Source organism: Streptomyces sp. JLBG701 (assembly GCF_058544905.1).
The window spans coordinates 2578036-2592963 of sequence record NZ_CM178588.1 but is presented as its reverse complement, the minus strand read 5'-3'; the positions used below and the strand labels follow the sequence as shown (position 1 = coordinate 2592963).

The window sequence follows — 14928 nt, the reverse complement described above, 5'->3', positions numbered from 1 at the left end:
AGCCAATGCCGTACCGGATTGTTCGTACAGTCCGCCGGTGCTTCGTCTTCCCTCGGGTTCTGGGTATGGCTGGGTGACGGGTGTGGTCAGGCTTGGTCGGTGGGCATGATCCACAGCTCGCCGATGGAGGTGTGGCGGGGCCGGGTGACCATGTAGGCGACGCCGTCGGCGATGTCGTCGGGGGAGAGGACCTCGGTCGTCTCGTAGAAGGGGTTGATCATCGAGCCCTGAATTTCGGGCTTGTTGTGGGACCCGAGTTCGGTATCCACGCCGCCCGGCTCCAGGACGCCGACCCGTACGTGGCGCTGGGTGACCTCCTGGCGCAGGGACTCGGTGAAGCCGTTGACGCCGAACTTGGTGAGGTTGTAGACGCCGTAACCGTTCCAGGCGACGCGACCGGCGATGGAGCTGATGTTGACGATGTCGGCGACGCGGCGTGGTCCGTCCTCGGCGGCCGTGAGCAGGTGGGGAAGGGCGGCGCGGGTGGTGTAGAGCAGTCCCTGGACGTTGATGGCGAGCATTCGCTCCCATTCGTCGACGTCGGCGCCGACGACGGGGCCCAGGAGCATGAGGCCGGCGTTGTTGACCAGGATGTCGAGGCGTCCGAAGTGTTCGACGGTCTGCTGTACGGCGGTCTCGGCCTGGGCGCGGTCGGTGATGTCCGCCTCCACGGCCACCGCCGTGCCGCCGGCCTTGGCGATCTCGGCGGCGAGGCCGTCGAGGCGGTCCTTGCGCCGGGCCACGAGGGCGACGGAGGCACCGAGTTCGGCGAGTTGGCGGGCGGTGGCGGCGCCGATACCGCTGCTCGCGCCGGTGACGAGAGCGACGGTGCCGGTCAGATTCGTTGCCATGGGGTGGTTCTCTTTCCGGATGTACGACGTGGGGGCAATCGGCGGGATGTCACGGCAGTCGCCGCGGCCGACGGATTACGTAGAGCCCCAGGTCGGGAAGCGATGAGTGCCCGGCCCCGGCGAGGTCCGTGTCCGCGTCACCCTCTCGGGCGTGAATCCCGGCGACACCAAGAAGCGGCGCGGCTGGCTCGGCTCGTCCATGCCCTACCCGCGGGTGATCCCGCACAGCGACGCCGCAGGCGTCATCGACGCGGTCGGCAACGGGGTCGACGCCCGCCGACTCGGGCAGCGGGTCTGGGTGTACGGCGCCCAATCCTACCGTCCCTTCGGCACCGCCGCCCAGTACACCGTCGTACCCGACGGCCAGACGGTGCCCCTGCCCGACCACCTGAGCGACGAACTCGGCGCGAGCCTGGGCATCCCCGGGATCACCGCCCACCGCACCGTCTTCGCCGACGGGCCGGTCGAGGGAAAGCTCGTGCTCGTGCACGGCGTCCTCGGAGGCGTGGGCTCCCTGGCAGCTCAGCTGGCTCGTTGGGCAGGCGCCACCGTGCTTGCCACCGTCCGCCGTGGTACGGACCTCGACCGCGTCGACCCGGCCGTTGTATCCCACGCCGTCGCCCTGGACCAGGAGGACCCGGCGGCGGCGATCCGCGCGTACGCGCCCCAGGGCGTCGACCGGATCATCGAGGTGGCCCTGTCGGACAACGCCGACCTCGACAACGCCGTCGCTGCCAACAACGCCGTCATCGCCGCCTACGCCACTCGCGCCGACCGCACCGAGATCCCGTTCTGGCCCCTGCTGTTCAACAACGTCACCCTGCGGCTGCTCGGCAGCGACGACTTCCCGGCCGAGGCCAGAAACCAGGCCACCCGCGACCTGACCTCCGCAGCCGCTGTCGGCGCCCTCAGCGTCGATGTCTGCGACCGCTACCCGCTGGAAGACATCGCCAAGGCCCACGACCGCGTCGACGCCGGAGGCCGCGGCCGCGTCGTAATCACCATCCCTCAATAGCGCAGAGTCGGAACACTGCCTCCGGGACGGTGACCGGTGCTACCCAGGTGAAGGTGGCAGCGGCCAATGGTTGCGGCACCAGCTTCGTGTGACAGGACGCAGTTGGAGTCGACTCCGGCATGGTGACGCGGTCGGCGGGCTCAACTCGCCGACCGCGAGGGGGCCGGATCAGCGGCGGGTGGTGCGGCGCGGGCCGCTGTACTCGTCGTCGGCCACATGCCCGAACCAGGTGCTTTCCGGGCCCGCGTCGGGGCCGGGGTTCTCCCACAGGGCGAGGTGGGTCATGAAGTGGTCGGGGGCGGCGCCGTGCCAGTGTGCTTCGCCCGGTGGCGTGTAGATGACGTCGCCAGGGCGGGCTTCGAGGATCTCGCCGCCACGGGACTGGATCAGGGCGATGCCCTCGACGATGTACAGGGTCTGGCCCAGGCCGTGACTGTGCCAGGCCGTACGGGCACCGGGCGCAAACCTCACCATGTTCGCCCGCGCCCGCGAGGGCTCCTCACCCTGGTAGATGACGTCGAACCAGACATCACCGGCGAACATGCCCGCCGGGCCCTTGGCGGACGGCGGTTGGTTGAGAATCTCCATCGTGCCTTCTTCGAAGAGTGCCGCTGCCGCTGTTCAGGCGGCAGCGTGACCGGTGTCCGCCAGGGGCTCTCAGGCGGTGGTGTCGTCGTGGGCGAGGTTGCCGCCGAGTTCGCGGGAGGCTTCGGCCTGGGCGAGGAGTTCGTTGGCCTTGGCCTTGACGCCTTCGATGGCGTCGGCGCCGGCGACGAAGCGCTGCAGGGGCTTGTCCTGGTCGGCGATGGCGAGCAGGGCGCGGGCGAGCTTGGCGGGGTCGCCGGTCTGCCGGCCGTTCATGCTCTTCCAGGCGGCGACGGTGGCGGTGGTGCGCTCGGCGTAGTCGTCGATGGTCGGCTCGGGCCAGATGGTGGAGCCGTCGACGAGCAACTCGGTGCGGAAGAAGCCGGGTTCCACGACCGTGGTGTGGATGTTGTACGGCTCGACGTCGTAGCGCAGCGACTCCATCCAGCCCTCGACGCCGAACTTCGACGCGGCGTAGGCGACGCAGAACTCCTGGCCGATGATGCCGGCGGAGGAGGAGAGGGTGATGACATGGCCGGCGCGCTGCTTGCGCAGGACGGGCAGGACGGCGCGGGTGACGTTCATCGGTCCGAAGAGGTTGGTCTCGATCTGCCGGCGCATCTGGTCGGGCGTGATCTCCTCGAAGTAGCCGGCGAAGAAGTTCCCGGCGTTGTTGATGAGGACGTCGATGCGGCCGAAGCGGTCGACGGCCGCCTGGACGGCGGCCTGTGCGTCGTCGAGGCTGGTGACGTCGAGCTTGGTGACCAGCAGGTTGTCCTGCGGTCCGCCGAGGGTCTTCTCGACCTCTTCGGGGCGACGTCCGGTGGCGACGACCCGGTGGCCCGCCTTGAGGGCCTCGCGGGCGATGTCGGTGCCCAGACCGCGTCCGGCACCGGTGACGAGAATGACCTTGCTCATGAGGGATTCCTTTCAGATGCCGAATCCGGCACCCGGAGTTGTGCGGTGATGAGATGCGCGGCGGGCGCTGCCGATGCCCTGGCCGATTTCTGTCTGCTACCTCATCGACTTTGGCACCTTCACACGCATCCGCAAGGGGAGAATTCCTTACCCGTATAAAAGGTTCCAGGTATAAATCCCTACCCCCCAATGTCGGTCCATTCGGTGCCACACTGGCCGGTATGACTCGCAACGCGCATCTCAACGAGCTGGGCGAGTTCCTCAAAACCCGCCGGGCCGAGCTGAGCCCGCGTGCCGTGGGCCTGCCCGAGACGGGCGGCCTGAGGCGGGTCGAGGGACTGCGCCGTGAGGAAGTCGCTCAGCTCGCCGCCATCAGCACCGAGTACTACACGCGCCTTGAGCAGTGCCGCATCCAGGCATCGGGGCCGGTGCTGTCCGCTCTGGCGCGGGTACTACGTCTGGACGACGACCAACGGGACTACCTCTTCGAACTCGCCGGCAAGGACCAGGCCCGGCCTCGTCGCCGTGCCGTGCAGAAAGTGCAGCCGACGCTGCAGCGCCTCCTGGACAACCTGATCGAAACCCCCGCTATTGTTCTGGGCCGCCGTACGGACATCCTCGCCTGGAATTCCCTGGCCGCCGCGCTGATGAGCGATTACGCGGAAATTCCGGAGAAGAAAAGAAACCACACGCGGATTCTTTTCACCGATCCCGCGATGAGGACGCTGTACGCGGACTGGGAGGAGGTCGCTCACACCACCGTGGCGCAGCTGCGGATGCAGGCGGCCAAGTATCCCGACGATCCCCGGCTGGCTGCCCTGGTCGGAGAATTGTCGGTGCAGGATCCGCACTTCCGCCGTTGGTGGGGCGACCACCATGTCGCCGCCCGCACGATGGGCACCAAGACCTTCCGCCACCCCGTGGCCGGCGAGCTGACTCTCGACTGGGACACCCTGACCGCCGGCATTGACGCCGAGCAGCAACTCGTCGTGCTGACCGCCGAACCCGGTAGCCCTTCCCACGACGCGCTGCGCATCCTCGCCTCCTGGGCCACGAGCCACCAGCAGTCCGCACCCGACGCCGCCACCTGACAAGGCCGCGTCCTGGCGCACCATTGCGCCACTACACCCCCAACCGATGAGGACCCACTCGTGAGTGCCCTGTTCACTGCCCTGACCCTGCGGTCACTTGAGATCCCCAACCGCGTCTGGACGTCCCCGATGTGCATGTACTCCGCCGCCTCGGACGGGCCGGAGACCGGGGTGCCGAGCGACTTCCACCTCACCCACCTGTCCAGCCGGGCCGCCGGTGGGGCAGGGCTGGTGATGGCCGAGGCGACCGGGATACGGCCTGACGGGCGCATCACCCCCTGGGACCTGGGGCTGTGGAACGACCGCCAGCAGCAGGCGTTCGCGCGCATCACCGCAGCCATCCGCTCCCACGGGGCGGTTCCGGCCATCCAGCTCTGCCACGCCGGCCGCAAGGCATCCGTCGACAAGCCCTGGCTCACCGGTCGGTACATGCCCGAGGCCGAGGGCGGCTGGCAGGCGGTCGCGCCCAGCCCGGAGCCGTTCGCCGGGCGGTCCGTGCCGCGCGAACTCACGGTGGACGAGATCCAGCAGTTGGTGCGCGACTTCGCCGAGGCGGCAAGGCGTGCCCTGGGCGCGGGCTTCCAGGTGGTCGAGTTGCACGGTGCCCATGGCTTTCTGATCAACTCCTTCCTCTCTCCAGCCTCCAACCGCCGTACCGACTCCTATGGCGGCAGCTTCGAGAACCGTCTGCGTTTTCCCCTCCAGGTGGTCGACGCCGTACGCGAGGTGTGGCCCGACGACCTGCCGGTCTTCTTCCGCACGTCGGCCACGGACTGGCTGACCGAGAATCCGCAGGACGAGCGCGAGGGTTGGACCGGTGACGACACCGTCCGCCTCGCCAAGGAACTGGCCGCCCACGGCGTCGACCTCCTCGACGTGTCCACCGGCGGCATGGTCCCCGACGCCACGATCCCCATCGCGCCCGGCTATCAGGTGCCCTTCGCCGCCCGGGCCCGCGCCGTGACCGGGATCCCCACCGGCGCCGTCGGCCTGATCCTGGAGCCCGCCGAGGCCGAGAACATCGTCGCCACCGGACAGGCCGACGCCGTCCTGCTCGGCCGCGAACTGCTGCGCAACCCCTACTGGCCCCAGCACGCCGCACTCGAACTCGGCGCCGAGCCCCGCTGGCCCGAGCAGTACGACTACGCCGTCCAACGGCGCAGCAAGCGTTGAGGGGATGGAGGTTCCTACGCCGCCCATCTGGAGGGCCTCGACGTGCCTGACGCTACCTGCGGCTGCCCTGCCCTGACCACGCTCTGCCGCCTGGATGAGCTCGGCCTGGTCGTGGTCGGCCTGCGTCTGGAGCCCGATCGCTCGGTCCTGGCGTGCGGGTCCTGGAGGCCGATGACGGCACCGAGGGCTGGTGCCGACGCTGCGGGTGTGCAGGAAGACCCCGGGACACCGTCACGCGGGAGCTGGCGCACGAGCCGCTGGGCCGAGCCGCGGGCCAGGCTGTCGCGTCGTGCCTGGGCGCTGGAGGCGATCGTGTGTCAGCACTTGAGCATCGCTCGCGTCGCCCAAGGGCTTGGCGTCGCGTGGAACACCGCCAACGACGCGGTCCTGGCCGAGGGCCGACGGTGCTGATCAACGATCCCGGCCGGTTGAACGGTGTGAAGGTCATCGGGGTCGATGAGCACGTGTGGCGCCACACCCACCGCGGGGACAAGTACGTCACCGTGATCATCGACCTCACGCCGGTGCGCGCCTGTACGGGTCCGGCGAGGCGGACATGATCCCGGGCCGCTCCAAGGCCGCGTTCAGGGCCTGGCTTACCCAGCGCCCCCAGGCGTGGCGCGAGGCCGTGGAGGTCGTCGCGATGGACGGGTTCACCGGCTTCAGGACCACCGCCGCTGAGGAGATCCCCGCCGCGGTCGCGGTGATGACCCCTTCCACGTGGTGCGCCTGGCCGGCGACGCCCTCAACGACTGCCGCCGCCGCGTTCAGCAGACCGCCGCGGCCGCCGCGGCCGTAAGAACGACCCGCTCCATCGTGCCCGGCGAACCCTGCACACCAGTGCCGACCTGGTCACCGACAAGCAGGCCGCTCGACTCACGGCCCTGTTCGCCATCGACAGCGATGCGCAAACGCAGCCGCAGGCCCGATCTTGTGTCACCGTTCGCAGTGGACTTCTTCGCGTACCCGCTCAGATCGGTCAACGGCGCACCCGATAGCGCAGGTGAAGCACCCGGTTGCTCTGAATCACCACGTCAGGATCTTCCAACAGGTGCTGCGCGTGGACCGACCCGAAGTAGCGCTTGCCGGACCCGAACACGACGGGTACGACGTCCATGCGCACCTCGTCGACCAAGCCCGCGGCAAGCACCTGGCCACCGACGTCGCCGGCGGCGACCTCGACGATGCGGTCACCCGCAAGCTCCTGCGCCTTGGCCACGGCTGCCTCGACGCCGTCGACGAAGTGAAACGGCGCCTCGGGGTCCCAGCCCTCGGGCTGCGGCCGGTGCGTCACGACGACCACGTGGTCGATCCCGCTCGGAGGCTTCCCGTCCCAGCCGTCCGTCATGTCGAAGACGTGGCGGCCGGCGATGGTCACCCCGATCTGGTCCCAGTACGCCCGGGTGTAGTCGTAGGACGTCTGCGACACCTTTAGCGCTCCGCTCTCGTCCAACGGGACGTCACCGCTGGTCAACCAGTCGAACAGCGGTCCGGGCTGGTCGTTCTCGTCCGAGATGAAGCCGTCCACCGACACCGAGGCGTACATGACCACCTTGCCCACGGTGCTCTCCTTTGCTTTGGGGTGGCAACAAATTAGCGTGTCGTGGGCTGTTGCTCTTGTAAGAAATCAATCGGCCGGCAGCGGCCAGCCGTCCAGCGCGTGGCCGGGATGTTCGCGCAGGAACCGCCGCCGGACTTCGACGTACCGGGTCGGCGTGAGCCCGGTGAACGCCCGGAACTCGTGGCCGAAGTGGGCCTGGTCGAAGTAGCCTGCGCTACTGGCGAGGTCGGCCCAGTCGATCGGTTCGGCGGGGTTGATCGAGAGCACGGCGGTGGCGAAGCGGTAGTTGCGGGCCAGCCGCTTCGGCGTGACGCCGATGAGCTCCTTGAACCGCTGTGCCAGATGAGTGCTGCTGACACCGGCTGCCACCCTCAGTTCGTCGATCGCCACCGTCCCGCTGGTCGCCGCGATGACGCTGCTCGTGTGGCGGACCAGCCCCAGGCCGGCGGTGTCGCGCAGCCGTCGCAGTAGCTCCTCCTCAAGCAGCGTCAGCATCTGGTGCGGTCCGTCCGCCGTGGCCAGCCGGTCTCGCAGCTCAGCAATGGCGGGCCGGCCCCAAACCTGCTCTATCGTCACCGGCCGGTCACACAGCTCGGCCGCGGGCATCGGCAGGAACGGCGCCAGCCCCCACGGCTTGACGTGCACGCCGACGGACCGGGTCCCCGGCGGGTAGCCGAACTCGAAGGCGCGGGTGGGCGTGGTGACCACGCAGCCGTCGGCGTACTCGGCCGTCTCGATGTCGGTGCCGGCACGGATGAGGAACGGCGAACCGAGGTTGACGATGAGCAGCGCCGCCGGGCTCGGCGGCAGCGTCAGCCGGGCGTACGGCGGCGCACCCTCCAGGTAGTACAGGTCGTCGATCAGCCCGTCCAGCGGCGGTCGCGGCACTCTGGACACGTACTCCATGCCCACAGCATCGCCGATGCCCCGCCGGCATCGCGCGCCGGGACGGTCCAGCCTCGCTGCCGCCGGCATCGAGCCGGCGCCGATCCCGGACGAGCGCCCGGCCGCGGACATTTGCGTGGGTTACGCGTGCTGCGTGAGCGATGGAGGATTCTCGGCCCTCCAGTGTCGCCCTGCATGGGGGAGGCGCAGCGGCCGCGGGCTGTTCGCCGGTCAGGTAGGGCGAGAGCTGGGCCAGACGCTCAGCGGTCACCTGCCACCCCTCGGCAACCAGCTGCCGGATGACCTCCATTTCGTTGCGGGAAAACTCGGGCCGTTATTTCTGAGACGCCGCCGCCTCGTTTCTGCCCGGTCGCGAATTCAGCGTCACATGTCCGGCAGACCTCTGCAAAGGGGAGGGTTTATTACCGGGAATGAATGTTCCAGGTAGAGATCTCTACCCCCCAGCCGTGCTGTGCCTGAGCGGTTTCCGCAGTACCGTGGCGCGCATGAGCAGGGACGCACACCTCAACGAGCTGGGGGATTTCCTCAAGGCCCGCCGTGCCGAGCTGAGCCCCCAGTCCATGGGGCTGCCCGACAACGGGAGCCTGCGCCGGGTCCCGGGCCTGCGCCGGGAGGAAGTGGCGCTGCTGGCGGCGATCAGTACCGAGTACTACACCCGCCTGGAACAAGGCCGTATAGAGGCATCCGCTCCGGTCCTGATGACCCTGGCCCGGGTACTGCGCCTGGACGACGACCAGCGCGACTACCTGCTCGGACTGGCCGGGAAGGAAAACGCACGGCCACGCCGGCGCGCGGCGCAGAAGGTCCGCCCGCAGATGCGACGGCTCCTCGACAATCTCGTCGACACCCCCGCTCTCGTCCTCGGCCGGCGTATGGACATTCTCGCCTGGAATCCCCTCGCCGCGGCCCTGATGACGGATTACTCGCAGATCCCGGAAAAGCAGCGCAATTCTGTGCGACTCATTTTCACCGACCCCGCGATGAGAAAGCTCTATACGGACTGGGAAGACGTTGCCCGTACCAACGTCGCTTTTCTTCGTATGGAAGCCGCTGACAACCCGGATGATCCCCGGCTCAATGAACTCGTCGAGGAGCTCTCCGTTCAGGATCCTCAGTTCCGCGAGTGGTGGGCCGCTCACGATGTGGCCCACCACGCCATGGGCACCAAGGCCTTCCACCACCCGGTGGCCGGTGACCTCACCCTCGACTGGGAAACCCTCGCCTGCCCCACCGACCCCGACCAGCAGCTCACCGTCCTGACCGCGGAACCCGGCACTCCCTCGCACGAGGCTCTGCGCTTCCTCGCGTCCTGGGCCACCACGCACCAGCCCAGCGCCGGCACCGTCGGCTGACTCCGGGCCGTCCGGTCGAGGCGGTCAGGTCGGTCGTCACGCGGCTGTTCGTGCGGCCGATGAAAGAGCGCCCGGCGCGGGGCGGTGAATGGGTCCGGTACCGCGGGACAGGGGCAGGCCGGTGCCCTGGTGTGCGTGGGCGATGATCTCGGCCGTGATGGAGACGGCTGTTTCTTCCGGCGTGTGGGCGCCGAGATCGAGTCCGATCGGGGAGCGCAGGCGAGCCAACTCGTCCTCGGATACGCCGACTTCACGCAGCGCGCCCAGCCGGTGGTCGTGGGTGCGCCGCGATCCCATCGCGCCGACGTACCCGATCGGGAGGCTGAGTGCGAGCCGGAGCAGGGGGATGTCGAATTTGGCGTCGTGGGTGAGGACGCAGATGGCGGTGCGGGCGTCGACCTCGGTGTCCGCCAGATACCGGTGCGGCCAGTCGACGATCACCTCGTCGGCGTGCGGGAAGCGGGCGGTGGTGGCGAACACGGGGCGGGCGTCGCAGACGGTGACGCGGTAGCCGAGGAAGTGCCCGGCCCGGCTGAGGGCAGCGGCGAAGTCGACGGCGCCGAAGATGAGCATCCGGGGGCGGGTCGCGTAGGTGTGTACGAGGACGGAGAGCCGGTCGGGACAGGTGTCGGCGTCGCCGCCTACCTCGATACGGCCGGTGCGTCCGGCGCGCAGCAGTGCGCGGCTCTGTGCCGTCACCGTCCGGTCCTCGCGTTCGCCGCCGAGGGTTCCGTCGTATGCACTGCCGTCGCCGAGAAGGGAAAGAGTGCGGCCGAGGAACTCTTCGGGGCCGTCGACGACCTGGGCCACGGCGGCGGGACGGCTGTGTACGACCGCGTCGAGGGCCTTGGCGAGATGGGATCGGTCCGTCCGCTCCACGCACTGTACGAGGACGTCGATCTCGCCACCGCAGGTCAGCCCGACGGCGAAGGCGTCATCGTCGGAGTAGCCGAACCGGGCCCGTACGGGAGCGCCGCCGTCGGCCAGCACCTGTTGGCACAGCTGGTAGACGGCTCCTTCCACGCATCCTCCGGAGATGCTGCCGACCACGTTGCCGTCGGCGTCGACCGCGAGCGCGGTGCCGGGCGGCAGGGGTGCGCTGCCGGTGACGTGGATGACGGTGGCGAGGGCGAAGGAGCGGTCTTCGCGGCACCAGTCGTGCAGCGTGTCTGCGATGTTCAGCATGGGTGGTTCTCCGGTGGGTGCGGCAGATGGGGTGGGCCGCCGCCGTGTCGTCGGGGGAGGACATGGCGGCGACCCCGGGGATCCGGCGGCCGGGCATGATCGGCCGCCGGATGGTCGGACGAGTACCTGGGGGTGGGACCGGGCGTGCGTCAGAGCAGGGCTTCGACGGTGATGGGCAGTTCGCGGACGCGGCGGCCGGTGGCGTGGAAGACCGCGTTGGCGATGGCGGGCGCCACGCCGATGTAGACGACCTCGCCGAGGCCCTTGACGCCGATGGGGTCGGCTTCCAGGTCCTTGCCGCCGTCGAGGTAGATCCCCCGCAGGTCAGGGATGTCCGCGTTGACGGGGACGAGGTAGTTGGCGAGGTCGGCGTTGACGATCCGGCCGTCGCGGTGGTCGGTGGCCGTGTGTTCCAGCAGGGCCTGGCCGATGCCGCCCACCATGCCGCCGAGGGCCTGGCTGTCGGCGAGCTTGGGGCTGATGATCCGGCCCGCGTCGTAGACGCCAAGCATGCGCCGCACTCGTACGAGGCCCAGGCGGGCGTCGACGGCGACCTCGGCGAACGTCGCGCTGTAGGTGTACATGGAGAACCGGGACTCGCCGGGTGTCCAGGAGCCGAGGACTTCGAGGTGAGTGCGGTTGTTGCGGGTCAGGAGCTGCTGGTACGTCTCCCCGCGCGTCGGATTGTCCTTGACGTGCAGTCGGCCGGCGCGGACCACGATGACGGAGGCGTCGGCGCCGTACAGCGGCGAGCGCTCGTCCTCCACGGCCAGCTTGACCGCCTGCCGGCGCAGTGTGTCGCAGCCGTCCTGGACGGCGGAGCCGACGTTGGCCATGGTCTGCGATCCGCCGTGGGGCGGGGTCGGGGGCATGGTCGAGTCGCCGAGCCGGAAGGTCACGTTGCGCATGGTCAGGCCGAGGGCGTCGGCGGCCAGTTGGGTCTGGGAGGTGTAGGTGCCGGGTCCCATGTCGCTGGTCGCGGCCTCGACCAGGGCGGTGCCGTCGGCGTCCAGCCTGACCCGGGCCTGGGCCGGGCTGCGCAGGACGTCGTAGGTGCCGGTGGCCATGCCGGTGCCGATGAGCCAGTCGCCGTCGCGGGTGGAGCGGGGCCTTGGATCGCGCCGGTTCCACCCGAACTCGCGGGCGCCGACAGCCAGGCACTCGCGCAACCGCCGGGTGGAGAACGGCAGCCCGTTGGACGGGTCCTCCTCCGGTTCGTTGCGCAGGCGCAGTTCGACGGGGTCGATGCCCAGCTTGTGGGCGAGTTCGTCCATCGCCGATTCGAGGGCGAAGGCGGCGGTGGCGAAGCCGGGGCCGCGCATCCACACCGGCGTGTTCACATCGAGCGGCACCGTCCGGTAGTCCTGTCGGACGTTGGGGGCGTTGTAGAGCATCTGCCCGGCGAACTGGACGCCCTCGGTGAAGTTCTCGTAGGTCGAGGTCTCGGCCTTCAGGTTCTGGACCATGGCGCTCACCCGGCCGCGCCGGTCGCTGCCCAGGCGCACCCGGTACTCGTACGAAGGCCGGAAGCCCGTCCCGAAGTACAGTTGCCTGCGGGTCAGCATGAGTTTGACCGGGCGTCCCGTCTCGCGGGCGGCCAGGGCCGAGATGGTGATGTGCGGCCAGGCACGCATCGAGTTGCCGAACGCGCCACCGACGAACGGCGCGATGACACGCACCGAGTCCTGCGGGATGCCGAACACGGCCGCGAGGTCCTTCTGCGTGCCCTTCGGCCACTGGGACTTGTCCCACAGGGTGAGCTTGTCGCCGTCCCAGCGGGCAATGGTGGCGTGCAGTTCCATCGCGTTGTGATGGGCGCGGGCCTGCTGGTAGGTCGCATCCAGTCGTACGGGGGCGGAGGCGAGCGCCTTGTCCGCGTCACCCCGTGCGTAGTTCACGGGTTCGCCCGTCGGAGCGGAACTCATGTCGGTCGACGACTGCGCGGCGTCGTAGCGGACCTTGACCAGGTGCGCGGCGTGCTGGGCGACTTCCAGCGTGGTGGCGACGACGACGGCGATGGGCTGGCCGTGGAAGAGGACCCGGTCGTCCTGGAAGACGCGCAGCTGCCGGCCCGGCGGATCGAACGACTCCGGGTTGCCACGGTAGGCCAGCCTGGGCACGTTGAGGTGGCTGATCACCTTCAGCACGCCGGGCTGGGCGAGGGCGGCGCGGGTGTCGATGCCGGTGATCCGGCCCCGACCGATACTGCTGTCCACCACGACGGCATGGACGACGCCTTCGATGTCGTGCTCGGCGGCGTAGGCCGCCTTGCCCGTCACCTTCAGCCGCCCGTCCACCCGGGACAGCGGCGCTCCGACGGCTGCCTGCGGCTGCGGGCTCACTTGGTACCTCCTACGATGCGCAGCTGGCGTTCGACGGTGCGCTTCAGCAACTCGACCTTGAAACGGTTGTGTTCCAGGGGGTGGGCTCCGTCGGCCGCCTGCTTCGAGACCTCGGTCCACAGCCGGTCCGAGGGGCGCTCGCCGATGAGGAGGGTCTCGACGGCGGCCAGTTTCCACGGCACCGTGCCCACGCCACCGGCGGCCACCTTCGCCTCACGGATGACTCCGCCGCGTACGTGCAGGGCTACGGCCGCCGACGTGAGGGCGAATTCGTACGACTGCCGGTCACGGACCTTGAGGTAGCCGGACTTGAGGGGGCGCGGATGGGCCGGGATCTCTACGGCGGTGATCAACTCGCCCTGGCGGAGCGCTTGTTCACGGCTCGGGGTGCTGCCCGGCCGCAGCAGGAAGTCGGCGAAGGGGACGGTGCGCTCCCCGTCGGGACCCAGCAGGTGCACGCCGGCCTCCAGCGCCGCGAAGGCGACGGCGGCGTCGGAGGGGTGGGTGGCCACGCAGGACTCGGAGGTGCCCAGAATCGCGTGGGTCCGGTTGTAGCCCTCCAACGCGGCGCAGCCGGAGCCGGGTTCGCGCTTGTTGCAGGCGGCCGTGACATCGCGGAAGTAGGTGCAGCGGGTGCGCTGCATGATGTTGCCGCCGATGGTGGCCATGTTCCGCAACTGTGCCGACGCGCTCAGCTCCAGGGCGTGGGAGACGACCGGGTAGGTGGTGCGGACCTTGGGGTGGGCGGCGGCCTCGGCCATCCGCACCAGCGCGCCGATCCGCAGGCCGCCGCGCTCGGTGATCGTGACCTCGCGCAGCGGAAGACCACTGATGTCGACGAGCGTCTCGGGGCGCTCCACGGTCTCACGCATCAGGTCGACAAGGGTGGTGCCGCCGGCGATGTAACGACCGCCCCTGCGGCCTGCGTTGAGGGCCTCGCGGGTGTCGGAGGCCTTGGTGAAGGAGAAGGGGTACACGGGGACCGGGCCTCATTTCCCGTGGGCGGTCTGCTCGACCGCGCGCACGATCTTCACGTAGCAGCCGCAGCGGCAGATGTTGCCGCTCATCCACTCCCGGATCTCGTCCTTGGAGCCGGTGTGGCCTTCCTGGATGCAGCCGACGCCGGACATGATCTGGCCCGGGGTGCAGTAGCCGCACTGGAAGGCGTCCTGCTCGATGAACGCCTGTTGCAGCGGGTGCAGTTCACCGTCCTCCCCGCCCGGAGCCAGCCCTTCGATCGTGGTGACCTCGGCGCCCTCAAGACGCACCGCCAGCGTCAGACAGGAGTTGACCCGGCGGCCGTCGACCAGGACCGTGCACGCGCCACAGGCACCGGCGTTGCAGCCCTTCTTGGAGCCGGTCAGACCGAGGTGTTCGCGCAGGAGGTCCAGCAGCGACATCCGGTTGTCGATCGCGACGGTGTGCCGTTGACCGTTGACGGTCAACGAGACTTCACTACCGGGCGGCGCTTCGGCGGAGGCCGCCCGCTCGGCACCCAGCGCGGGTGATCCCGCGACCAGGCTGCCCGCCACGACGACACCGCCGATCGCGCTGGTCGTCGCGATGAACGTGCGCCGGGACGGCGCGGATGGGGGCTCAGTGGGGGGAGGAACAGCTGACTCGGTGAGTTCAGTTGACATGCGTACGCTTTCGGATCGGCGGAGAGTCGATGGCCTTACTCATCGGCGTGCCCGGAGGCAGAACCCGCGTGGTCGTCCTCGCCGGTATGCGTCCGGCGGTGTCTGCCAGTTGCGATGGACGACGCGGCGCAGGGCTTCAGGGAATTCGCCCGGCTCGCTCAGATGCGGGGCTGGATTGCCGTCAGTTTGCCAGCACTTGGCAGTCGCGTGGCAGGTAGAGTTTTGTACCTGGATGATTGACTCCCGCGCCGTGACTCTCCCCCTACGCTTATGGACGCGACATGGGGAATCCGGCTGCCGACTTCTTGG

At 69.3% G+C, this 14928-nt stretch carries 12 protein-coding genes and 2 pseudogenes; 5 read left to right on the top strand and 9 right to left on the bottom strand.

Features of this window, described 5'->3' with window-relative positions; genetic code table 11:
• Positions 1-86 precede the first annotated feature (86 nt).
• Positions 87-851: an SDR family NAD(P)-dependent oxidoreductase gene (locus AC5DRG_RS11855; protein ID WP_491809979.1), complete on the bottom strand. Its 765-nt coding sequence runs from the start codon at positions 849-851 to the stop codon at positions 87-89.
• 106 nt (positions 852-957) lie between these two features.
• On the opposite strand from AC5DRG_RS11855, the pseudogene AC5DRG_RS11850 reads away from it, so the two are divergent.
• Positions 958-1866: pseudogene (locus tag AC5DRG_RS11850) on the top strand (NADPH:quinone reductase); the annotation flags it as partial.
• A 168-nt stretch (positions 1867-2034) separates the two neighbouring features.
• On the opposite strand, the gene AC5DRG_RS11845 reads toward AC5DRG_RS11850, so the two are convergent.
• Positions 2035-2454 (bottom strand): (R)-mandelonitrile lyase, encoded by a 420-nt coding sequence (locus tag AC5DRG_RS11845; protein WP_491809978.1) that lies wholly within the window; start codon positions 2452-2454, stop codon positions 2035-2037.
• A gap of 69 nt (positions 2455-2523) precedes the next feature.
• Entirely contained in the window at positions 2524-3369 is an 846-nt protein-coding gene (locus AC5DRG_RS11840; RefSeq protein ID WP_491809977.1) for an SDR family oxidoreductase, read from the bottom strand.
• Between the two features lie 221 nt (positions 3370-3590).
• Here AC5DRG_RS11840 and AC5DRG_RS11835 point away from each other — a divergent pair, with 221 nt between their 5' ends.
• From AC5DRG_RS11835 to AC5DRG_RS11825, 3 genes and pseudogenes are all read left to right on the top strand, one after another.
• Positions 3591-4460: a helix-turn-helix domain-containing protein gene (locus AC5DRG_RS11835; protein WP_491809976.1), complete on the top strand. Its 870-nt coding sequence runs from the start codon at positions 3591-3593 to the stop codon at positions 4458-4460.
• Between the two features lie 60 nt (positions 4461-4520).
• Entirely contained in the window at positions 4521-5633 is a 1113-nt protein-coding gene (locus AC5DRG_RS11830) for an NADH:flavin oxidoreductase/NADH oxidase (protein ID WP_491809975.1), read from the top strand.
• 42 nt (positions 5634-5675) lie between these two features.
• Positions 5676-6550: pseudogene (locus AC5DRG_RS11825) on the top strand (ISL3 family transposase); the annotation flags it as partial.
• A gap of 62 nt (positions 6551-6612) precedes the next feature.
• Here AC5DRG_RS11825 and AC5DRG_RS11820 read toward each other — a convergent pair.
• Entirely contained in the window at positions 6613-7194 is a 582-nt protein-coding gene (locus tag AC5DRG_RS11820) for a dihydrofolate reductase family protein (RefSeq protein ID WP_491809974.1), read from the bottom strand.
• Between the two features lie 66 nt (positions 7195-7260).
• Positions 7261-8100 carry a helix-turn-helix domain-containing protein gene (locus tag AC5DRG_RS11815; RefSeq protein WP_491809973.1) on the bottom strand — a complete coding sequence of 280 codons (840 nt, stop codon included), beginning with the start codon at positions 8098-8100 and terminating at the stop codon, positions 7261-7263.
• 485 nt (positions 8101-8585) lie between these two features.
• On the opposite strand from AC5DRG_RS11815, the gene AC5DRG_RS11810 reads away from it, so the two are divergent.
• Complete coding sequence (locus tag AC5DRG_RS11810) at positions 8586-9452, top strand: helix-turn-helix domain-containing protein (protein WP_491809972.1); 867 nt, start codon at positions 8586-8588, stop codon at positions 9450-9452.
• 36 nt (positions 9453-9488) lie between these two features.
• Here the strand turns inward: AC5DRG_RS11810 and AC5DRG_RS11805 are convergent, their stop codons facing one another.
• The 4 genes from AC5DRG_RS11805 to AC5DRG_RS11790 all read right to left on the bottom strand — a co-directional run bounded on the left by AC5DRG_RS11805 (position 9489) and on the right by AC5DRG_RS11790 (position 14619).
• Positions 9489-10637: an XdhC family protein gene (locus tag AC5DRG_RS11805; protein ID WP_491809971.1), complete on the bottom strand. Its 1149-nt coding sequence runs from the start codon at positions 10635-10637 to the stop codon at positions 9489-9491.
• A 149-nt stretch (positions 10638-10786) separates the two neighbouring features.
• Positions 10787-12979, bottom strand: a complete 2193-nt coding sequence (locus AC5DRG_RS11800; protein ID WP_491809970.1) for a xanthine dehydrogenase family protein molybdopterin-binding subunit — start codon at positions 12977-12979, stop codon at positions 10787-10789.
• Positions 12976-13956 carry an FAD binding domain-containing protein gene (locus tag AC5DRG_RS11795; protein WP_491809969.1) on the bottom strand — a complete coding sequence of 327 codons (981 nt, stop codon included), beginning with the start codon at positions 13954-13956 and terminating at the stop codon, positions 12976-12978. The genes AC5DRG_RS11800 and AC5DRG_RS11795 overlap by 4 nt, the downstream gene beginning before the upstream one ends.
• Positions 13957-13968: 12 nt before the next feature.
• The gene (locus tag AC5DRG_RS11790) at positions 13969-14619 is read right to left on the bottom strand and encodes a (2Fe-2S)-binding protein (protein WP_491809968.1); all 651 of its coding nucleotides are present in this window, start codon (positions 14617-14619) and stop codon (positions 13969-13971) included.
• Positions 14620-14928: the final 309 nt, after the last annotated feature.